Source organism: Nocardioides luteus (genome assembly GCF_000960475.2).
GTDB lineage: Bacteria > Actinomycetota > Actinomycetes > Propionibacteriales > Nocardioidaceae > Nocardioides > Nocardioides luteus_A.
The window spans coordinates 1-20,315 of record NZ_JZDQ02000041.1; the positions used below are offsets into that span (position 1 = coordinate 1).

Sequence of the window (20,315 nt, forward strand, 5' to 3'; positions counted from 1 at the left end):
AAAATTTCAGGTAGAGGCCGCCCTTTGGGCGGCCTCTACTGCTTTTGCGGGCACTGATCTTGTCTGCACAATGATCTGGGATCTTTCGAAGTCGGCTGCCGAAGGCAGCAGTGAGGATGGCAGCTATGGCTGACGAGCGCCGTAGCAACAGAGGCGGTAAGCCCGCCGGACGCCCGGGGCGTCCGAAGAGCTCAGGTTCATCATCCACCGGAGGCCGAGGCGGCCGACCCGGTGGCGGCGGCCGACCCGGTGCGGGTGCAGGTCGCAGCAGCGACCGTCGTGACGGCGGGGGCGGCCGCGGAGGCGAGCAGCGTCGCGACGGTGGCCGCGGTGGCGACGAGCGCCGCGACGGCAAGCCGTCGACCGGCCGTGGTGGTCCCCGCGCGGGTGGCCGCCCTGACGGTCCGAAGCGCGGCGATGGCCCCAAGCGCGGCGGCGGTGGCGACCGCAAGGGCGGATACTCCAAGGACCGCGGCGGCAAGCCCGGTGGCAGGCCGCCGCGCCGCTTCGACGAGCCGCGCGAGGAGCGTACGGCGGATCAGCGGGCCTATGACGGTCCGGAGCTGCCGGACGAGGTGACCGGCAAGGAGCTGGATCGCGCGATCGCGGCTCAGCTGCGTGGTCTCCCGGAGAAGCTGGCGGCCCGTATCGCCCGCCACCTGGTCGCCGCCGACATGTACATCGACTCCGACCCCGAGCTGGCCTACCAGCACGCCAAGGCCGCCAAGTCGCGTACGCAGCGCATCGCGGTCATTCGCGAGGCGCTGGGTGAGGCTGCGTACGCTGCCGGCCACTACGCCGAGGCGCTCGCCGAGCTGCGTGCGGCTAAGCGGATGAACGGGGCGACCGCCTACCTGCCCATCATGGCGGACTGCCACCGCGCGCTCGGCCAGCCCGAGCAGGCGATCAAGCTGGCGCACAGCCCGTCCGTGGTGAACTTCGAGGCGCCGGCGAAGGCCGAGATGACGATCGTCGAGGCCGGCGCTCGTCGCGACATGGGTCAGTACGACGCGGCCCTGCGGATCCTCGAGCAGTCGCCGCTGAACAACAAGAGCCGTGAGGCATGGGTGGTGCGGCTGCGCTACGCGTACGCCGACACGCTCCAGGACGCCGGCCGGGACAAGGACGCGTTGACCTGGTTCCACCGCACCTACGCGATCGACGCGGACGAGATCACCGACGCCGCGGCGCGCGCCGAGGCGCTCGAGAAGACGGTCGAGAGGGACTGAGACTCTCTTCGATTCGTGCAGCACGTGGCGATCGACAGCTGTGTCGGTCGCCACGTGCCGTTTTGCTTCGATACTGGAGATCCTGGGTCGGGTAGGTAAGAATAGAGTTCACAACTACATCCATGTGATCCGCCGAAGTGTTTCCTTCACGCACGATCGAGCCCGCTGGGGAAGGCGTAGCTCGCGCCGCAACGAAGGAGATATTCGGTGACCACTCAGATCAAGGACCCGAGCGCCTCGCGTGGTATCGCCCGAGGCGTTGTGTTCGTGCATTCGGCTCCCTCCGCGCTCTGCCCTCACATCGAATGGGCCGTGGCGGGGGTGCTTGGCGTGCCGGTCAACTTCGACTGGACGGCGCAGCCCGCCCAGGCCGGCACCTATCGAGCCGAGCTCTTCTGGTCCGGTGCGGTCGGTTCTGCAGCGTCGATCGCCTCGGCGCTGAAGGGTTGGACGCACCTGCGTTTCGAGGTCACCGAGGACGGGACGTCGACCTCCGAGGGTGCGCGTTACTCCTTCACCCCGGACCTCGGCGTCTTCCACGCCGTTACCGGGATGCACGGCGACATCATGATCCCCGAGGACCGGCTCAAGGCTGCGGTCGTGAAGGCGGCTCTCGGTGACACCACGCTCGAGCTCGAGGTGGACAAGCTCCTCGGCAAGCCGTGGGACGACGAGCTGGAGACCTTCCGCCACGCGGGGGAGGGCGCACCCGTCCGCTGGCTGCACCAGGTCGTCTGAGCGACCTGTCGTCGGCCGCAGAGCACGGCCGCGAAAACGCCGAGTCGGCGCGTCATGACGCGCCGACTCGGCGTTGTTTTCGGTCAGAGGGGGATGTTGCCGTGGGCACCGCGGCGTACGCCGACGGTCTGGATCGCGTCCTCGAAGGCAGCAGCGATCGCGCTACGGGTGGCCGACGGCTCGATGACCTCGTCCACGACGCCGATCTCGACGGCCTTGTCGACACCGCCGGCGAGACGCTCGTGCTCGGCCGCGAGCTCCGCCTCGACCTGAGGGCGGAGGTCGGGAGCGACCTCGGCGAGCTTGCGGCGGTGCAGGATGCGGATGGCGGCGACGGGGCCCATGACGGCGACCTCGGCACCCGGCCAGGCGAAGACCTTGGTCGCGCCGAGCGAACGGGCGTTCATGGCGATGTAGGCGCCGCCGTACGTCTTGCGAGTCACCAGGGTGACCCGGGGGACCACACACTCGCCGAAGGCATGCAGGAGCTTCGCGCCGCGGCGTACGACGCCGTCCCACTCCTGGCCGACACCCGGCAGGTAGCCGGGGACGTCGACGACGACGATCAGCGGGACGCCGAGTGCGTCGCAGAGGCGTACGAACCGGGAGGCCTTTTCCGCGGAGAGGGAGTCGAGGCAGCCGCCGAGTCGCAGCGGGTTGTTGGCGACGACGCCGACCGTGCGGCCGCCGAAGCGGCCCAGGGCGGTGACGATGTTGGGTGCCCAGCGGGCGTGCAGCTCCTGGGCGGTGCCCTCGTCGAGGATGTTCTCGACGAGCGGGTGCACGTCGTAGGCGCGCTTCTTCGACTCCGGCAGCTGCTCGGCGAGGTCCTTGTCCTCCACAGCGGCGACGTCGAGGCCGCCCTGGGAGCCGAGGAGCGAGGTGACCGTGCGGGCCTTGTCGAGCGCCTCGCGCTCGGACTCGGGTGAGGATGTGGACGACGCCGGAGCGGCGCCCGTGCGGCTCGGGACCACCGAGGCGCAGCATGTCGACGTCCTCGCCGGTGACGGAGCGTACGACGTCGGGGCCGGTCACGAAGATCCGGCCCTCGGGGCCGAGGATGACGACGTCGGTGAGTGCGGGACCGTACGCAGCGCCGCCGGCGGCCGGGCCGAGGACGACCGAGATCTGCGGGATCTTGCCGCTGGCCTGGGTCATCGCGTGGAAGATGCGGCCGACCGCGTGCAGGGAGAGTACGCCCTCGGCGAGCCGGGCGCCGCCCGAGTGCCACAGGCCGATGATCGGGATGCCGTCGGTCATCGCGCGGTGGTAGGCGTCGACGACCACCCGGCAGCCGAGATCGCCCATCGCGCCGCCCATGACGGTGGCGTCCGAGCAGAAGGCGACCGCGCGGGTGCCGTCGACCTCCCCGACGGCGGCCAGCATGCCGGAGTCGTCGTCGGGGGAGATGAGCGTGACGGTGCCCTCGTCGAAGAGCGCCTTCAGACGGGTCAGCGGGTTGCGCGGGTCCTGGTCGCGAGGAAGCTTCTGCTTCGTCCCGGGAACCGGCGCAGGGGCCGTGATCGTCATCAGATGCTGCCGTAGACGACCGCGACGTTGGCGCCGCCGAAGCCGAAGGAGTTGTTGAGGGCGGCGATGTCGCCGACCGGCAGGTCGCGGGTCTTGGTGGCGATGTCGAGCTCGACCGCGGGGTCGAGGTTGTCGAGGTTGATCGTCGGCGGCGACTGGCGGTGGTGGATCGCCAGCACGGTCGCGACGGTCTCGAGCGCGCCGGCGCCACCGAGCAGGTGGCCGGTCATCGACTTGGTCGAGGTGACCACGACGTTCTCGACGTGCTTGCCGAGGGTGGCGTGGAGCATCAGGCCCTCGGCGATGTCGCCCTGCGGGGTCGAGGTCGCGTGGGCGTTGACGTGGGCGATCGTGCTCGGGTCGATGTCGCCGTCCTCGAGCGCGCGCTTGATGGCGCGGCTGCCGCCACGACCCTCGGGGTCGGGCTGGGCGATGTCGTGGGCGTCGGCGGTCACGCCGGAGCCGAGGACCTCGGCGTAGATCCGGGCGCCACGGGCCTGGGCGTGCTCGAGCGACTCGAGCACGACGATGCCGGCGCCCTCACCGAGGACGAAGCCGTCGCGGGCGGTGTCCCAGGGACGGCTGACCGTGGTCGGGTCGCCGCCGTCGGGGCCGGACGCGGTCTTCGACAGGGCCATCATGTTGGCGAACGCGGCGATCGGCAGCGGGTGGATCGCGGCCTCGGTGCCGCCGGCGAGCACGACGTCGGCGCGGCCGAGCCGGATCTGGTCGGCGGCCAGGGCGACCGCCTCGGAGCCGGAGGCGCAGGCCGAGATCGGCGTCTGTGCGGCGGCGCGGGCGCCGTAGGTCAGAGAGATGTTGGCTGCCGAGGCGTTGGCCATCAGCATCGGGACGGCGAGCGGGCTGACCCGGCGCGGCCCCTTGGCCAGCAGCGTGTCGTAGTTGTCGAGCAGGGTGGTCACGCCGCCGATGCCGGTGGCGACGGCGACACCGAGGCGCTCACCGTCGAGGCCGGCCTCGGTCGCGGTGCCCTCGAAGCCGGCGTCCTTCCAGGCCTCGGCCGCGGCGACCACGGCGAACTGTGCGGAGCGGTCCAGGCGCCTGGCCTTGACCCTCTCCAGGACCTCGGACGGCTCGACGGCGATGCGGCCGGCGATGCGTACGGGAAGGTCTTGGGCCCACTCCTCGGTGAGCTCGCGGATGCCGGAGCGGCCGGCGATCAAGGCATCCCAGGTGGTGGCTACGTCTCCGCCGACCGGGTTGGTGGTGCCCAATCCGGTGACGACTACTCGGGTGCGGCTGCTCATGTGGTCTCCGTGGGGTGTGTGCGCGTTGGGATCAGGTGATACAGGTCCGGCGGCTCGGCCTGGGAGGGTTGGCCGAGCCGCCGGGGCGCGTCAGGCGTTCGCGGAAGCCTTCTCGATGAAGCTCACCGCGTCGCCCACGGTCTTGAGGTTCTTGACCTCCTCGTCGGGGATGGAGACGCCGAACTTCTCCTCGGCGGCAACGACGACCTCGACCATGGACAGCGAGTCGACGTCGAGGTCGTCGACGAAGGACTTGTCGAGCTGAACGTCGGCGACATCGATGCCGGCGACCTCGTTGACGATCTCGGCGAGGTCGGAGCGGATCTCTTCGGTGGTGGCCATGTGTGGTGCTTCCTCTCGGATTTTTTGTGGTGAAACTCTGGCTGGTGCGAACCTACGGGATGACGACGACCTGGGCGGCGTAGACCAGCCCGGCGCCGAAGGCGATGAGCAGAGCGGTGTCGCCCGACTCCGCCTGGCCCTCCGCGATCATCCGCTCCAGGGCGAGCGGGACCGAGGCGGCCGAGGTGTTGCCCATGGTGGCGATGTCGCGCGCGATCTTGACCGACTCCGGGAGCTTCATGGAGCGGGCCAGGGCGTCGACGATGCGCATGTTGGCCTGGTGCGGGACGAAGCAGTCGAGCTCGTCGGCGGTGATGCCTGCCTTCTCGAGCGCCTCCTGGCCGACCTTCGCCATGGCGTAGGAGGCCCAGCGGAAGACGGGGTTGCCCTGCATGGTCAGCCAAGGAGTTTCCTTGGCCTCGACCGCCTCGAACCAGTCGGGGGTCTGGATGTGGTCGGCCTTGTCGCCGGAGGAGCCCCACACGACCGGACCGATGCCGGGCTCGTCGCTCGGGCCCACGACAGCTGCGCCGGCGCCGTCGGCGAAGATGAAGGCGGTGCCGCGATCGTGCGGGTTGGTGATGTCGGAGAGTCGCTCGACACCGATGACGAGTACGTGACGGGCGCTGCCGCCGCGTACGAAGTCGTTGGCCATCGCGATGCCGTGGCAGAAGCCGGCGCAGGCGGCGGAGATGTCGAAGGCGGCCGGGTTGTCGGCGCCGAGCTCGTCGGCGATCAGCGCGGCGACCGCAGGGGTCTGGCGCATGTGGCTGACGGTCGCGACGATGACGCAGTCGATCTGGTCGATGCCGATCCCGGCGTGCTCGAGAGCCTTGCGAGAGGCGGCGACCGACATCATCTGGACGGTCTCCTCATCGTTCGCCCAGCGGCGCTCGATGATGCCCGAGCGGGTGCGGATCCACTCGTCGGAGGAGTCGATGAGGTCGACGATCTCGCTGTTGGGGATCACTCGGCTCGGGCGATAGCCGCCGACACCGAGGATGCGGGCGTGCGGGGAACCTGTGGGTGCTGAGATCACGAGTGCTGCACCCCCGTCGGGTGGAGACGGAGCAGCGGCTGGCCCGGTGAGACCAGGTCGCCGTCCTCGACCAGCCACTCGATGACCTCGCCACCGTGGGCCGAGGTGATCGCGATCGTGTCACGCAGGCTGGCGATCGCGCCGATCTCGGTGCCGGCCGGGAGCACGTCCAGCCCGGAGACCGCCTCGGCCAGCGTGAACGTGCCCTTGGCCGGAGCGACCACCATGCGCCACGTCGGCGTGGTCTCGATCGGGTTGGCCTCGCCGTGCTTCTCGACGAACGCGCGGGCGTCCTCGAGCTGGTCGGGGGTCTTCAGGGCGAAGGTCTCGACGCCCTTGAGGGCGCGCTTGGCGATGCCGGTCAGGGTGCCGGCCGGCGGCATCTCCAGGATGCCGGTCACGCCGATGTCGGACATGGTCTCGAGGCAGAGGTCCCAGCGCACGGGGTTTGCGATCTGGCCGACGATCCGGTCCAGCGCCTGGGCGCCGTCGTGGACGATGTGGCCGTCCTTGTTGCTGATCAGGCGCGTACGCGGGTCGTGGGTCGAGACGCTCTGGGCCAGCCGGGCGAGGTGGCCGACGGCGGGCTCCATGTGCTTGGTGTGGAAGGCACCGGCGACGCTGAGCGGCATCAGCCGGGCTTTGGCGGGCGGCTCGGCGGCGAAGGCCTCGAGCTGCTCCAGCGTGCCCGCCGCGACGATCTGGCCGGGGCCGTTGTCGTTGGCGGGGGTCAGGCGGTGCTTCTCGATGGCGGCGAGGACCTCCTCGCGAACACCGCCGAGGACCGCGGTCATGCCGGTCGGCGTCTTCGCGGCGGCCTCGGCCATGGACTTGCCACGCTCACGGACGAGCACCATCGCCTGCTCGGCGCTGATCGCGCGAGCACCGGCGGCGGCGGTGATCTCACCGACGCTGTGGCCGGCGACTGCGCCGATCTTCGAGAAGGCGTCCGCGGGCTGCGGGAAGAGCTGCAGCGCCGCGACGAGCCCGGTGGCGACCAGCAGGGGCTGGGCGATCTCGGTGGCGCGGATCGTCTCTGCGTCGGCATTGGTGCCGTAGTCGATCAGGTCGATGCCTGCGACGGTTGAGAGCCACTCCATACGAGCGGCGAAAGCGGGGTCCTCCAGCCACGGGGTGAGGAATCCTGGTGTCTGAGCACCTTGTCCTGGGGCGACAATGACGAGCACGCAACGATGGTCCCGTCTGGAGGGGTCCTGGTTCACCTTCGGCGGTGACGAAGATGTGTCACGCAATCTTGTAGGGGTTCTACAATTCTCGCCGATGCCAGGGTCAGTGGTCCTGTTGCCTGCCGAGGATCAGGGCGACCTGCAGCGCCAGAGCGTCACGGGAGTCGGTCGGGGTGAACCCGGTGAGCTCGGCGACCTGCTTGAGCCGGTAGCGCACCGTGTTGGGGTGCACGAACAGCGTGCGACCGGTGGCCTCGAGGCCGCCTCCGGCGGCGAAGTACGCCGCGAGCGTCTCGATCAGCGTGCTGCGAGCCTCCACCAGCGGCCGATAGAGATGCTCGATCAGGTAGCGGTGGGCCCACGCGTCGCCGGCCAGGGCACGCTCGGGCAGGAACGCCTGGCTGCGTGCCGGGCGCGGTGCGTCCGGCCAGCCGGGCGCGGCCCGGTAGGCCGAGAGCGCGGCCCGCGCGGACTCGGCCGCGGTGGCCAGGCCGGTCGCCATCGGGCCGACCACGACGGGTCCGTCGGCGAAGAGGTCGGCGATCCGCTCGGCGGCCTCGAGAGGGTCCTCGATACCACCGAGCAGGGCGACGAGACGGTCACCCTGCACCGCGCACAGGGTGTGCATGTCGTGGGCGCGGGCGCGGCGGCGTACCTCCTCCATGGCGGCGTCCAGGCCGACGCCCTCGGGCGCGTGGCCGAGCACGGCGCACAGCTGCAGGTCGGCGTCCCAGCCGAGCGCGCTGGCCCGCGACAGGACGACCTCGTCGGTCTCGGCGCGCAGCACCGCGTCGACCACCAGCGCCTCGAGCCGGGCGTCCCAGGCACCGCGCTGCTCGGCCGCGCGGGCGTAGACCTCGGCGGTGGCGAAGGCGACCTCGCGGGCGTAGCGGCCGATCGCCTCGTGCACGTCAGCGGCGTCCTCGGGACCGAGGAGGTGGTCGATGTTGGCCTCGACCACCTCGATGGAGAGGCGCACGAGGTCGACGGTCTGCTGGAGGGTGATGATGCCGGTCAGCGCACGGGGCGCGACGCCGAACATCGACGCGGCCAGGTCGGGCTTGGCGGTGTCGGCGGAGGCACCGCCGGCGTACCAGCCGACGAACTCCTTGATGCCGGCCTGGACGATCAGGCCGACCAGGGAGCGGTTCTTCGCGGAGAGGTCCTTGAACCACGGCATCGCGTCATCCATACGCGACGTGGCGGCCGTCGCCAGTCGGCCGGTCGCGCGCCGCAGCGCCTGCGCGGTGCGCTGGCGAGTAGGAGGAATCACTGCGGTCACGTTGTCCATTCTTGCGCTTAGTACATCTGATGACATGCCGAGTCGGCGCATCCGACCCCTCTGGCTCGCTTCACTTCGCCAGACACGGGGTCAGATGCGCCGACTCGGCGCCACGACGATCAGGCGTCGCCGCCCTCCTGCATGATGCCCTTCGTCGCGGTCGGGTCGTCGATGCGGTAGGTGTCGAAGGCCTTCTTCACCAGCGCGGCGTCGATCTCGCCGGCCTCGGCCAGGGCCTGGAGGGCCTGGACGACGACGGACTGGGCGTCGATCTGGAAGAAGCGACGCGCGGCCGGGCGGGTGTCGGCGAAGCCGAACCCGTCGGCGCCGAGGACGCGGTAGTCGTCCGGCACCCAGCGGGCGATCTGCAGCGGGACGGCCCGCATGTAGTCGGAGACCGCGATGACGGGGCCGTTGGACGCCGAGAGCTTCTCGGTGACGTACGGCGTGCGCGGGGTCTCGCCCGGGTGGTTGAGGCTCCACTGCTCGGCGTCGATGGCGTCGCGGGCGAGCTCGTTCCACGAGGTGACCGACCAGGTGTCGGCGTTGACGCCCCAGTCCTCCTTGAGGATGCGGGCGGCCTCCTCGACCCACGGGAAGCCGACGCCGGAGGCCAGCAGGCGGACCTTCGGACCCTCGCCCTCGGCGGTCGAGACCTGGTGGATGCCCTTCAGGATGCCCTCGACGTCGACGCCCTCGGGCTCCTTGGGCTGGCTGACCGGCTCGTTGTAGACGGTCAGGTAGAAGATCACGTTCTCGCCGTGCGGGTGCTCCTCGGAGGTCCCGTACATCCGCTCGAGGCCGCTCTGCATGATGTGGGAGACCTCGTAGGCGAACGCCGGGTCGTAGTGCACGACCGCCGGGTTGGTCGCCGCCAGCAGCGGGGAGTGACCGTCGGCGTGCTGGAGACCCTCACCGGTCAGCGTGGTGCGGCCGGCGGTGGCGCCGATCAGGAAGCCGCGGCCCATCATGTCGGCCATGGCCCAGATGGAGTCGCCGGTGCGCTGGAACCCGAACATCGAGTAGAAGATGTAGAACGGGATCATCGGCTCGCCGTGGGTGGCGTACGCCGTGCCGGCAGCGGTTGCCGAAGCGAGCGCCCCCGCCTCGGAGATGCCCTCGTGGAGCAGCTGGCCCTGCGCGGACTCCTTGTAGGAGAGCAACAACTTCCGGTCGACGCTCTCGTACTGCTGCCCGCCGGGGTTGTAGACCTTCGCGCTCGGGAACATGGCGTCCATGCCGAAGGTGCGGTACTCGTCGGGCGCGATCGGGACGATCCGCTTGCCGATCTCCGGGTCACGCATCCAGTCCTTGAGGAGCCGGACGGTGGCCATCGTGGAGGCGATCTTGTTCTTGCCGGAGCCCTGCTTGAGCTCGGAGTAGACCTTGTCGCCCGGCAGGGTGAGCGGCTTGAACTCGACCCGGCGCTGGGGGAGCGGGCCACCGAGCTGCTTGCGGCGCTCCATCATGTATTCGATCTCGGCCGACTCCGGACCCGGGTTGAAGAACGGGGCCGCGCCGGTCTGCTCGTAGGTCGCCTCGAGCTCCTTGTCGGAGATCGGCAGGAGCAGGCGGTCGCGGAACTTCTTCAGGTCCGCCATGGTCAGCTTCTTCATCTGGTGGGTGGCGTTCTTGCCCTCCAGCGCGTCGATCGTCCAGCCCTTGATGGTGTGGGCCAGGATCACGGTCGGCTGCCCGACGGTCTTGGTGGCCGCGTCGAAGGCCGCGTAGACCTTGCGGTAGTCGTGGCCGCCGCGGGGGAGCTTGCGGATCTGCTCGTCGCTCATCTGCTCGACCATCTTGCGCAGGCGCGGGTCGGAGCCGAAGAAGTTCTCCCGGACGTAGGCACCGGTCTCGACCGAGTAGGTCTGGAACTGGCCGTCGGGGGTGGAGTTCATCTTGTTGACCAGGACGCCGTCGACGTCCTTGGCGAGCAGCTGGTCCCACTCGCGGCCCCAGATGACCTTGATGACGTTCCAGCCGGCGCCGCGGAAGTTGGACTCCAGCTCCTGGATGACCTTGCCGTTGCCGGTCACCGGGCCGTCGAGCTGCTGCAGGTTGCAGTTGACCACCCAGACCAGGTTGTCGAGCTCCTCACGAGCGGCCACCCGGATGGCGCCGAGCGACTCGGGCTCACCCATCTCGCCGTCGCCGAGGAAGGCCCACACGCGCTGGTCGGAGGTGTCCTTGATGCCGCGGTTCTGCAGGTAGCGGTTGAACCGCGCCTGGTAGATCGAGTTGATCCCGGTCAGGCCCATGGAGACCGTCGGGAACTCCCAGAAGTCCGGCATCAGGCGCGGGTGCGGGTAGGAGGAGATGCCCTGGCCGACGCCGTGCTGCACCTCCTGACGGAAGCGGAACAGCTGCTCCTCGGTGAGCCGGCCCTCGAGGAACGCGCGGGCGTAGATGCCGGGGGAGGCGTGGCCCTGGATGAAGACCTGGTCGCCGCCGCCGGGGTGGTCCTTGCCGCGGAAGAAGTGGTTGAAGCCGACCTCGTAGAGGCTCGCGGAGGACTGGTAGGTGGCGATGTGGCCGCCCACCTCCAGGCCCTTGCGGTTGGCGGAGGAGACCATGACGGCGGCGTTCCAGCGGATGAAGGCGCGGATGCGTCGCTCGATGTCCTCATCGCCCGGGAACCACGGCTCGCGGTCGGAGGGGATGGTGTTGATGTAGTCGGTGCTTCGCAGGGCCGGGACGCCGACGGACTGCTCCCGGGCGCGCTCCAGAAGACGCAGCATGACGTAGCGGGCCCGCTCGCGCCCGCTCGACTCGAGCATCGCGTCGAACGAGCCGAGCCACTCACTGGTCTCTTCGGGATCGATGTCCGGAAGCTGGGTCGGTAGACCCTCGTGGATTACGGTCGGCTGGGCGGGGGTAGGGCCCTGCGGACCACCAGTCGTCTTGGTGGATTCTTCGGTCACATCCTCAATGGTCGCACGCGACCGAGAGCGGTTGCCCACCCGCGGTGGGTTACTGGACAGTAGGAGGTTTCTGCTGGTCAACCCCGAAAAATCGTTCGTACGCCGAGTTGCTAATCTGCCGCCCGTGACTAGCCTGGATCGTGACAATGCCGCTGCCGACGTTTTGGTGGTAGGTGAAGCATTGGTCGACGTGGTCACGACCGCCGACGGCGCGACCCAGGACCACCCCGGCGGGAGCGGCGCCAACGTCGCGGTCGCGCTGGGCCGGCTCGGCCGCCCGGTCCGCTACGCGGCCTCCTACGCCGACGACGCCCGTGGGCAGGCGCTCGCCGCCCACCTGGCCGGCTCCGGGGTCGAGATGGCCTGCGACCCACACGTGCTCGACCGCACCTCGACCGCGCAGGCCACCATCACCGCCGACGGGTCGGCGACGTACGTCTTCGACGTGGAGTGGAAGCTCGGCGAGGTCGCGGTGGGGACGCCGCGGTTCGTCCACGTGGGCTCGCTCGGGCCGGTGCTCTCGCCCGGTGCCGAGACGGTCTTCGAGCTGCTCGACGGGCTTTCGGACTCTGTGCGGGTCATCTACGACATCAACATGCGGCCCACCCTGACCGGGACCGGACCGGAGGTCGTCTCGCGGATCGAGCGGGCGGCGGCGTACGCCGATGTGGTCAAGGCCAGCGACGAGGATCTGGAGACCCTCTACCCCGGGATCGGGCTCGACAAGGCGGCCGCGCGGCTGCTCGAGCTCGGCGCCGGGGCGGTCGCGATCACCCGCGGTGGCGACGGAGCCAGCTGGATCACTGCGAGCGAGCGGATCGACGTCGCGGCCCAGAAGGTGACGGTCGTGGACACGATCGGCGCCGGCGACACCTTCTCCGCCGGCCTCGTCGACGCGCTCTGGGACGACTTCGACCGCGACCGGCGCGAGGTGCTCGCCCACGGCGTCCGGGCGGCGGCGGTCACCGTCTCGCGCGCCGGTGCCAACCCGCCGACCCGGGCCGAGCTGGACGCCTAGGCCGAGTCTTCGAGGCCGGCCCGGAGGGCCGCCCGGGCGCGATGCAGGCGTGACTTCATCGCGGGCAGGCTCAGGCCCAGGTGCTTCGCGACCGTTCTGCCGCTGTAGCCGTGCACGTCGCGCAGCAGCAGCACCTGCCGTTGGTCGGGCGGAAGCTCCGCGATGGCCGCGGCGACGAGACGAGCCTCGATCCCTGCCAGGGCGGCCTCCTCCGCCGACGAGCTCGGTCGAAGGGGCAGATCGGTCGCCTCGGCGAGGACGTGCCTCCTGCTGATGGTCCAGCGGCGTACGCACTCGTTGCGCACGATGGTGAACATCCACGACGCCAGCGCTCCGGTCGCTCGCAGCGTCCCGATCTTGCGGTAGAGGATGACCAGCGCCTCCTGCGTCGCGTCCTCCGCGTCCTGTTCGCTCAGGCACAGCGACATGGCGAACCGCCGGACGTGCGGGTGGGCACCCTCGACGAGCACCGAGATCGCGGCCGCGTCGCCGGCCTGCGCCGACCGGACGACTGCCGTGTCGGGCCAGGAGCGGCGCCTCTCCGTCTGTTGGTTCGCCACGGTCACCCCGCGTGTTGGGGCAGGGCGTCGAGCGCCGCGAGGACATCGCGGTGACGGTATCCGCCGGTGGGCATGGTGACGATGTCGGCGTAGGTGACCCGGCCGGTGGCGTCGACGACGACCGTTCCGGACTGCATCATCGAGCCGAGCAGGCGGCGGGCGAGGCCGAGGTCACCGTGGAGGCCGGGGACGACGGGGAACGGGATCCGTCGCCGCTCCACCCAGGCCTGGGCCGCGGTCGCCTCCTGCGGGACAGCGATCAGGACGCGAACGCCTCGGTCGCGGAAGTCCTTCGCGTTGGACGTGAGGGTGCGTACGTGGGCGTTGCACATCATGCAGGTCGTGGTTCGCATGAAGTAGACGAGTGTTCCCCGGTGGCCTTCCCCGAGGAGATCGGCCGTCGTGCCGTCGCTCAGCTGCACGGAGGTGGACTCGAGCGTGCTTCCTACGTCGATCACGTGTGTTCCTCTCTGTTCCGCCCGCGGCGCGGGCTGTCGCAGACAGGAGTGGTCCGGGGTGCAAAAGGATTCACCTCGGCCGCGGTCGGCGATCAGCCGGACCCGAGCCGCTCGGCGAGCGTACGTCCCAGCCAGGCCGCCGAGCGGATGGCGCTGCCGCAGTTGGCGATGAGGACGCCCGGGCTGGGCTCGTCGACCACCAGGGTCTTCTGCGCGGTGTCGACGCCCCAGAGGATGTCGTCGACGCGGGCATCGCGGAGCCAGGGGAGCGTCGCGGCGAGCCCGCTGTCGAGGATCTCCTTCCAGTGGTCGACGGGGCCCGAGGTGTCCTCGTCCGCGACGATGTCCTCCTGGCCGACGAGGACTCGCAGGTCGCCGTCGATGAGCTTCACGAAGACGTAGCCGAAGCCGTCGCCGACCGGCACGATCGTGTGCGGCAGCAGCTCGCGCTCGGGCGGAACCGGGAGGTCGAGCACGAAGAGCTGGCGCTTCTCGGGCTCCGCGCTGGCCTGCGGGAACACCGAGGCGTTCGCCGCGCCCATCGCGCCGAGGACGCGGCCCGCGCGGATCGCGCCGCGGGAGGTCTCGACCACATGACCGCTGCCGTCGGGGCGTACGCCGGTGACGAGCGCGTCCACGAACATCGCTCCCGCTTCCTGCGCCTGGTCGCGGAGCATCCCGACGAGCCCGGTCGCGGAGACGTTGAGCGCGGGGATGTGCTCGCCGGTGTGCAGCAGGTGGTAGGTGTTCTCGATCATCCCCAGGTCGGCGCCGGGTGCGGCGCCGCGGATGAACTGCTCGGTCTGGGTCGTCATCTCGCGCTTGACCGGGTCGGGCCACGTCCACCGGATGCTGCCACCCGAGTAGCGGTAGGTCGCGACGTGGTCGGGGTCGTCGGCGGGGTCGTGGTCGATGAGGACCACCCGCAGGCCGGGCCGGGCAAGGAACGTGGCCGTCGCGGCGCCGATCGGGCCCGCCCCACAGATCGCCACGTCGGCCTCCGCAGGCAGCGTCATGAGTCGGTCAGCGGACAGGTCGGCGGGGAGATCAGTCAACGAAGTCCTTCCGGGTGGTACATCAGGCCGGTGCGCGAATAGGCGTCCAGCAGGCTATCGGCTGGGGTGCGTCCCTGGCTCAGCAACTGGTCCAGACCATCGAGGTGGCCGAGTTCGTTCCGCAGATCAGCACGTTCGGCGAGCGCACGCCGGGCCGAGGCGAGCACCCGACGGGCCCCGGCGGCGATCTCCGGGTCGGCGAACGCCGCGGTCGCGGCGCGCTGGTGGAGGTCGCGACCGGGCCGGTCGGCCAGCCCGGGCAGGTCGTCGGCGAGGCAGACGCCGAGCGTCAGGGCAGCGCCGGCGAGCAGCAGGTCGCGGGAGAGGAAGGCGTCGAAGGCCTTGAACTCGATCCGTCCCTCCTCGCGTGGGATCCGCGGCGGGTGGACCATCGTGGGCTCGGCGCCGGCGGGCGGGTCGACGAAGCAGCGCGCCGCCACCCGGCGCCAGGTGCGCTCGTAGGTGCGCTTGCTGGGGCCGTGCCAGACCTTCCCGGCATGGAACGGCGAGCTGAAGCTGAACGGCACCATGAAGGGGCTGTAGTAGGTCAGCCGGCGGGTCAGCTCGACCACCTGGTCCGCGGAGAGCCCGGGGAAGGAGAGGTTGATGTCGGGGCCGTAGCTCAGGTTGGAGACCTCGGCGTGGTCGTACTCACGGTGCTCGGCCCGCATCTGCCGCTCCCACTCGTTGAGCGGCGGGTCGAGGACGTACGCCTCGCGGACCGGGTTGAAGCCGACCAGGCCCAGGCGCAGGCCGAGGGGCGCGAGGCGCTTGGCGATGTCGTCCTCCAGCTCGACGAGCCGGTCGGCGGCCTCGGTGGTGCTCGAGCAGATCGGGGTGCGGATCTCGACGCCCTTGACGAGCATCGTCGTGAACGTGCCGTCGACGTCGAACCGCTCGTCGCCCTCGAGGTACCAGTAGCCGCTCTTGATGCCGAGGTCGCCACGGACGAGGCCGTCGTCGGTGGCGCCCGAGCCGTCGGAGAGGGCACGTTGGAGGGCGTCGAAGTCGAGGTCTCCGAAGTCGTGGAAGGTGCCCGACTCCGTGACCAGGGCATACTCGAACTCGAACCCGGTGGAGTAGAGCACGGCGCAACTCTAGGGCAGTGGGCGAGCGGTCATCGCATTTCTCGGGAATTAGGTTAGGCTCCCCTCATGTTTCGCGCGGTGAAGCCGGAGTCCAAGCCGGAGACGCGGGTCGTGGTCACCTCGACCCGGCGGCTCAGTGCTGGGATGACCCGCGTCCACTTCCGCGCCGAGGACCTGTCCGCGTTCGAGGGCAGCGTGTGCACCGACCGGTTCCTGCGTCTGGAGATCCCGGCCGGTGACGGCTCCACCGTCTGCCGCACCTACACCGCGCTGGACCCCTCCGTCGCCGAGGGCACCCTGGCCGTCGACTTCGTGCACCACGGTGACGAGGGCGTCGCCGGCCGGTGGGCCGCCACCGCCGGCCCGGGTGACGTGCTCACCGTGCGCGGGCCCGGTGGGACGTACGCTCCGGACCCGGCTGCCGACTGGCACCTGCTCGTCGGCGACGAGTCCGGTCTGCCGGCGATCCGGGCGGCGCTGGCGGCGCTGCCGGCCGACGCGGTCGGCTACGCGGTGATCGAGGTGCCCGGGCCGGACCACGTGCAGCCGCTCGCCGCCCCCGCCGGGGTCGAGGTGCGCTGGGTGGACGCCACCGTCGACCCGCCCCTGGAGGCCGTCGTGCGTGGGCTGCCGTGGCTGCTCGGCCGGGTGCATGCCTTCGTGCACGGCGAGGCCGAGGTCACGATGCAGCGGATCCGTCCCTACCTTCTGCGTGAGCGCGGGATGCCACGCGGTGACCTGTCGATCTCCGGCTACTGGCGTCGCGGCAACAACGAGGACAGCTTCCGGGTGTGGAAGCGCGGACAGGCTGCCGACCGGCAGGCTGCGTACGCCGGCCAGGGGCTGCGGTAACCTACTCGCCATGTCGAGCCCTGAGGCAGCCACTGTGGGGGCTTTCGGTCACGCCGTCAGCCCCCTGAACCACTGAGGTTCGAGCCCTCCCGCCCCTGACGCGTTCCGCGCGGGCGGTCGTTCGGTCATCCCCGGGTGCTGGCCGTGGTGACGAGACGCCTTTCGTCCGTTTCCTGCCTCGGAGTATCCACATGCCTCTCGCGCTCTACCTGCTCGCCCTGGCGGTCTTCGCCATGGGCACCTCTGAATTCATGCTCGCCGGCCTCGTGCCGGACATCGCCGCCGGCCTCGACGTCTCGGTCGGGACCGCCGGTCTGCTCACGTCCGCATTTGCCGCTGGGATGATCCTCGGCGCGCCCCTCATGGCCGCCTTCGCGCGCCGCTGGCCGGCGCGCGCGTCCCTCCTCGGCTGCCTGGTGCTCTTCGCCGCCTGCCATGTCGTCGCCGCGGTCACGCCGGTCTTCTCCGTGCTGTTCGCGACCCGGGTGGTGGCGGCGGTCGCCAATGCCGGCTTCCTGGCGGTCGCGCTCAGCACCGCGACCCGCCTGGTCGCCCCGGACCAGAAGGGGCGCGCGCTCGCGGTCCTGCTGTCCGGTACGACGCTCGCCACCGTCGCCGGGGTGCCCGCGGGCGCGCTGCTCGGCGCGGCCCTGGGGTGGCGGGCGACGTTCTGGGCCGTTGCCCTGCTGTGCGTGCCCGCAGCCCTCGGGATCGCCCACGGCGTACGGCCTGGAACCCGGGAGACCTCGGATCGCCCCGGTCCGTCGCTGGCCACCGAGATCGCCCAGCTGCGAGCGCCGCGCCTGCTCGCCGCCATGTCGTTGGGAGCACTGGTCAACGGCGGCACCTTCGCCGCGTTCACCTTCCTGGCGTCGATCGTGACCGGCGTGGCCGGGCTGGCCGAGGTGTGGGTGTCCCTGGCACTGGTGCTGTTCGGCGCCGGCTCCTTCGTCGGGGTCACCGTCGCCGGGCGGCTCTCCGACCGGCACCCGCGCCTGACCATCGGCGTGGCCACGCCCGTCCTGCTCCTGGGGTGGGTGAGCGTGGCCCTGCTCGCGGACCGGGCGGTGCCGCTGCTCGTGCTGGTGTTCCTCCAGGGTGCGCTGGCGTTCGCGGTCGGCAGCAGCCTGATCGCGCGGGTGCTCTACGCGGCGTCCGGTGCCCCGACCATGGGCGGCTCGTACGCGACCGTCGCGCTCAACATCGGGGCCGCCGCCGGTCCGGCGATCGGTGCCGCGACCCTGTCGAGCCACGGCGATCTGGGGCCGGTGTGGGTGGCGGCCGCGCTCACCGGGGTCGCGCTGCTGGCCATGGTCCCGTCGCTGCGCCGCGTCACGGAGACGACGGTCAGCTCGTGACCGCGGGCGGAACGATCTCGACCGGGCCCTCGGTCCGCGCCCGGACCCAGGCGCGGTGGAAGTCGCTGCCCGGGGCGACCTCGGCGCGGCGCTCGGGCTCGCGGAGCAGGTCGACGGGGCACTCGATCCGCTGACGGGGCGCCGGCGAGGGGCGAGGGCCGCGGTGTGCGGCGATCGCCTCGGCCAGCGCTTCGGCGACCGGCTTGCGCCGGTGGTCGACGGTGAAGAGACCGAGGTCGTACTCGCGCTCGGGGAAGTCGACCAGGGACCGGTCGAGGTCGTGGGAGCACCACCAGGTGATGCCGAACAGCGCCGGGTTCTGGGCGACGAGGTCGATCGTGCCGGTCACGAACTCGCGCACGCTCTCCGGGGTGATCTCGGGCAGGGGAGCGCCGATCTCCTGCAGCCAGACCCGGCGGCCGGGCTCGCCGGCGGACGCGGCCAGCTCGACCAGGTAGTCGGCATGCGTGAGCGTGGCCGGTCCCACGGGCCCGTCGATCGCGCCGACGCCGTTGAAGACCCAGGAGTGCACGGTGCTCAGGTCGCCGAGCGTGGTGACGTCGGCGGGTGCGAACGGGTGGTCGGGCGCGTAGAAGGCGTCGTCGAAGAGCGAGTGGAGGCAGAGCAGGCCGGGAGCGGCCGTGCGGGCGGTCTCGAGGAGCTCCTGGGCCCAGGAGCGGGAGTCGGCGACGGTGGTCGGGTTGGACGGCCACAGGTTGTTGACCTCGTTGCCCAGGGTCAGCGCGAAGACGTTGTCCCGGGTGGCGACCGCGCCGGCGAGGGCGTCGACGTAGGTGCGCAGACCCTCGCGCACCTCCGGGTGGCTGAAGACCGATCGCTGGTGGTGGGTGAGGACCCACGAGGGCAGGAAGTCGAAGCTGGACAGGTGGCCCTGGACGAGGTCGACGCAGACGTCGAGACCGCGGGCGGCGGCCAGGTCGATGGTGGTGAGCACGTCCTCGACCGCCGAGGAGCGGATCAGCGAGCGGTTGGGCTGGATCCACGGCCAGACCGGGAAGATGCGTACGTGGTCGAGACCGAGGCCGGCGAGGTCGTCGAAGTCGCGAGCGATCTGGTCGGCGTCGAAGTCGAGCCAGGAGTAGAACCAGCCGGATGAGGGCACGTGGTTGGCGCCGAAGCGCAACGGGGCGGTGGCTGAGGGCGTCGGGTGAGCTGGCACCCCGGCAATATAAACCGATTAAGTAAACCGGGGCAATCAGTGTCCGGCAGGCGGAGCCGTGCTCTCTCGCGGCACGAGCACCGGCGTGCTCGACGGGTGGCGCACGGTGAGGCTCGGGTCGGCGATCAGCCGGAGCAGCTCGCGGGCGGCCTCGGTCGCCCACCCCTGGGTGTCGCGGGTCAGCGCGGTCAGGGCCGGGTGGGTGAGCCGGGCGAGCAGGGAGTCGTCGAAGGACAGGATCGAGAGGTCCTGCGGCACCCGCACGCCCATCTCCAGGGCGACACCCAGGCCGGCCACGGCCATCACGTCGCTGTCGTAGACGATCGCCGTCGGCCGCTCGCGCCGGGACAGCACCCGGCGGGTGATGACCGCTCCCTCGGAGTCGCTGTAGTCGGTCGGGATCGAGACGACCTCGGCGAGCTCATGGCGTGCCTTGGCCTCGGTGAGCACGTCCATCCGGCGCTTGGTGTGCAGGAACTGGGGCATACCGGCGACATGGACGACGTGGCGATGACCGAGCGCGGCGAGGTAGTCGACCGCCTCGTGCATCGCCTCGCTGTCGTCGGCCCAGCTGTAGCTCAGCGAGGTGTCGGGAAGCGGCCCGCCGAGCACCATCACGGGCACGTCGAGCGCCTCGAGCGCGGGGAAGCGCGGGTCGTCGATGAGCGGGTCGAGGAGCACGAAGCCGTCGACGCGCTTCTCGGCGGTCCAGTTCCGGTAGGCGGCCATCTCCGCCTCCGGGTCCTCGACCACGAGCAGTTGCAGCGCGGTGCCGTCCTCGGCCAGCCCGGCCTGCAGGCCGGAGACGACCTGTCCGAAGAAGGGCTCGAGCCCGAGCGTACGAGCCGGGCGGGACAGTATCAGGCCGACGGCTCCGGCGCGGGAGTTGCCGAGGGACCTGGCGGCGCGGTGGGGCCGCCAGTTCATCTCGTCTGCGACGGCGAGGATGCGCCGCCGGGTCTCCTCGCTGACGCCCGGCCGTCCGTTGAGCGCGAACGAGACCGCGCCCTTGGAGACGCCGGCGCGCTCGGCGATGTCCGCGATCGTTGGTCGTGCCATCGGGCAGGTCCTCTCTGGGTCGAGGCAGGGAGCCGATTGTGGCGCTCCTCACACGGATGCCTTGACGGCACACCTCGTTCGGTGAATAGTACGGCCCGAACTTAACCGCTTTATCAATTCAACTCTATCAAGCGTTTCAGCAAGGAGCCGA

Annotated in this window: 18 protein-coding genes and 1 pseudogene; 5 read left to right on the forward strand and 14 right to left on the reverse strand. The window is 70.6% G+C overall.

Annotated features, from left to right (window positions below; translation table 11 throughout):
* Positions 1-125: 125 nt before the first annotated feature.
* Positions 126-1,229: a hypothetical protein gene (locus UG56_RS23270; protein WP_071327276.1), complete on the forward strand. Its 1,104-nt coding sequence runs from the start codon at positions 126-128 to the stop codon at positions 1,227-1,229.
* Positions 1,230-1,436: 207 nt separating this feature from the next.
* Positions 1,437-1,967: a DUF3145 domain-containing protein gene (locus UG56_RS23275; RefSeq protein ID WP_143055159.1), complete on the forward strand. Its 531-nt coding sequence runs from the start codon at positions 1,437-1,439 to the stop codon at positions 1,965-1,967.
* A gap of 83 nt (positions 1,968-2,050) precedes the next feature.
* Here the strand turns inward: UG56_RS23275 and UG56_RS29195 are convergent, their stop codons facing one another.
* The 8 genes and pseudogenes from UG56_RS29195 to aceE all read right to left on the reverse strand — a co-directional run bounded on the left by UG56_RS29195 (position 2,051) and on the right by aceE (position 11,470).
* Positions 2,051-2,941: a carboxyl transferase domain-containing protein gene (locus tag UG56_RS29195; protein ID WP_256206851.1), complete on the reverse strand. Its 891-nt coding sequence runs from the start codon at positions 2,939-2,941 to the stop codon at positions 2,051-2,053.
* A 13-nt stretch (positions 2,942-2,954) separates the two neighbouring features.
* Positions 2,955-3,497: pseudogene (locus tag UG56_RS29200) on the reverse strand (carboxyl transferase domain-containing protein); the annotation flags it as partial.
* Entirely contained in the window at positions 3,497-4,765 is a 1,269-nt protein-coding gene (locus UG56_RS23285; protein WP_045551616.1) for a beta-ketoacyl-[acyl-carrier-protein] synthase family protein, read from the reverse strand. The gene UG56_RS23285 and the pseudogene UG56_RS29200, both read right to left, overlap by 1 nt.
* A 90-nt stretch (positions 4,766-4,855) precedes the next feature.
* Positions 4,856-5,107: an acyl carrier protein gene (locus tag UG56_RS23290; RefSeq protein ID WP_008364250.1), complete on the reverse strand. Its 252-nt coding sequence runs from the start codon at positions 5,105-5,107 to the stop codon at positions 4,856-4,858.
* A gap of 52 nt (positions 5,108-5,159) precedes the next feature.
* Positions 5,160-6,146: a beta-ketoacyl-ACP synthase III gene (locus UG56_RS23295; RefSeq protein WP_045551615.1), complete on the reverse strand. Its 987-nt coding sequence runs from the start codon at positions 6,144-6,146 to the stop codon at positions 5,160-5,162.
* Positions 6,143-7,333 (reverse strand): acyltransferase domain-containing protein, encoded by a 1,191-nt coding sequence (locus tag UG56_RS23300; protein WP_045551614.1) that lies wholly within the window; start codon positions 7,331-7,333, stop codon positions 6,143-6,145. The genes UG56_RS23295 and UG56_RS23300 overlap by 4 nt, the downstream gene beginning before the upstream one ends.
* Positions 7,334-7,436: 103 nt before the next feature.
* Entirely contained in the window at positions 7,437-8,624 is a 1,188-nt protein-coding gene (locus UG56_RS23305; RefSeq protein WP_071327277.1) for a PucR family transcriptional regulator, read from the reverse strand.
* Between the two features lie 110 nt (positions 8,625-8,734).
* Complete coding sequence (gene aceE, locus UG56_RS23310) at positions 8,735-11,470, reverse strand: pyruvate dehydrogenase (acetyl-transferring), homodimeric type (RefSeq protein WP_256206856.1); 2,736 nt, start codon at positions 11,468-11,470, stop codon at positions 8,735-8,737.
* A gap of 232 nt (positions 11,471-11,702) precedes the next feature.
* Between aceE and UG56_RS23315 the strand changes: the two genes are divergently transcribed.
* Positions 11,703-12,554, forward strand: coding sequence for a carbohydrate kinase family protein (locus UG56_RS23315; protein ID WP_256206857.1), 852 nt, complete (start codon positions 11,703-11,705; stop codon positions 12,552-12,554).
* Here UG56_RS23315 and UG56_RS23320 read toward each other — a convergent pair.
* The 4 genes from UG56_RS23320 to UG56_RS23335 all read right to left on the reverse strand — a co-directional run bounded on the left by UG56_RS23320 (position 12,551) and on the right by UG56_RS23335 (position 15,715).
* A complete protein-coding gene (locus tag UG56_RS23320; protein WP_045551637.1) occupies positions 12,551-13,114 on the reverse strand; it encodes an RNA polymerase sigma factor in 564 nt (187 codons plus the stop codon). The genes UG56_RS23315 and UG56_RS23320 overlap by 4 nt on opposite strands.
* A 2-nt stretch (positions 13,115-13,116) precedes the next feature.
* Positions 13,117-13,572 (reverse strand): peroxiredoxin family protein, encoded by a 456-nt coding sequence (locus UG56_RS23325; RefSeq protein ID WP_045551632.1) that lies wholly within the window; start codon positions 13,570-13,572, stop codon positions 13,117-13,119.
* A gap of 92 nt (positions 13,573-13,664) precedes the next feature.
* Positions 13,665-14,588 carry an NAD(P)/FAD-dependent oxidoreductase gene (locus tag UG56_RS28520; protein ID WP_045551633.1) on the reverse strand — a complete coding sequence of 308 codons (924 nt, stop codon included), beginning with the start codon at positions 14,586-14,588 and terminating at the stop codon, positions 13,665-13,667.
* 35 nt (positions 14,589-14,623) lie between these two features.
* Positions 14,624-15,715 (reverse strand): glutamate-cysteine ligase family protein, encoded by a 1,092-nt coding sequence (locus UG56_RS23335; RefSeq protein WP_084101512.1) that lies wholly within the window; start codon positions 15,713-15,715, stop codon positions 14,624-14,626.
* Positions 15,716-15,781: 66 nt separating this feature from the next.
* Between UG56_RS23335 and UG56_RS23340 the strand changes: the two genes are divergently transcribed.
* Together UG56_RS23340 and UG56_RS23345 are read left to right on the forward strand one after the other, a co-directional pair.
* Positions 15,782-16,567, forward strand: coding sequence for a siderophore-interacting protein (locus UG56_RS23340; RefSeq protein WP_045552079.1), 786 nt, complete (start codon positions 15,782-15,784; stop codon positions 16,565-16,567).
* A gap of 191 nt (positions 16,568-16,758) precedes the next feature.
* A complete protein-coding gene (locus tag UG56_RS23345) occupies positions 16,759-17,925 on the forward strand; it encodes a Cmx/CmrA family chloramphenicol efflux MFS transporter (protein ID WP_071327278.1) in 1,167 nt (388 codons plus the stop codon).
* Here the strand turns inward: UG56_RS23345 and UG56_RS23350 are convergent.
* Positions 17,915-19,105 (reverse strand): glycoside hydrolase 5 family protein, encoded by a 1,191-nt coding sequence (locus UG56_RS23350; RefSeq protein WP_071327279.1) that lies wholly within the window; start codon positions 19,103-19,105, stop codon positions 17,915-17,917. The two genes, UG56_RS23345 and UG56_RS23350, sit on opposite strands and share 11 nt — an antisense overlap.
* A gap of 36 nt (positions 19,106-19,141) precedes the next feature.
* Positions 19,142-20,164 (reverse strand): LacI family DNA-binding transcriptional regulator, encoded by a 1,023-nt coding sequence (locus tag UG56_RS23355; RefSeq protein WP_045550823.1) that lies wholly within the window; start codon positions 20,162-20,164, stop codon positions 19,142-19,144.
* Between the last annotated feature and the right edge of the window lie 151 nt (positions 20,165-20,315).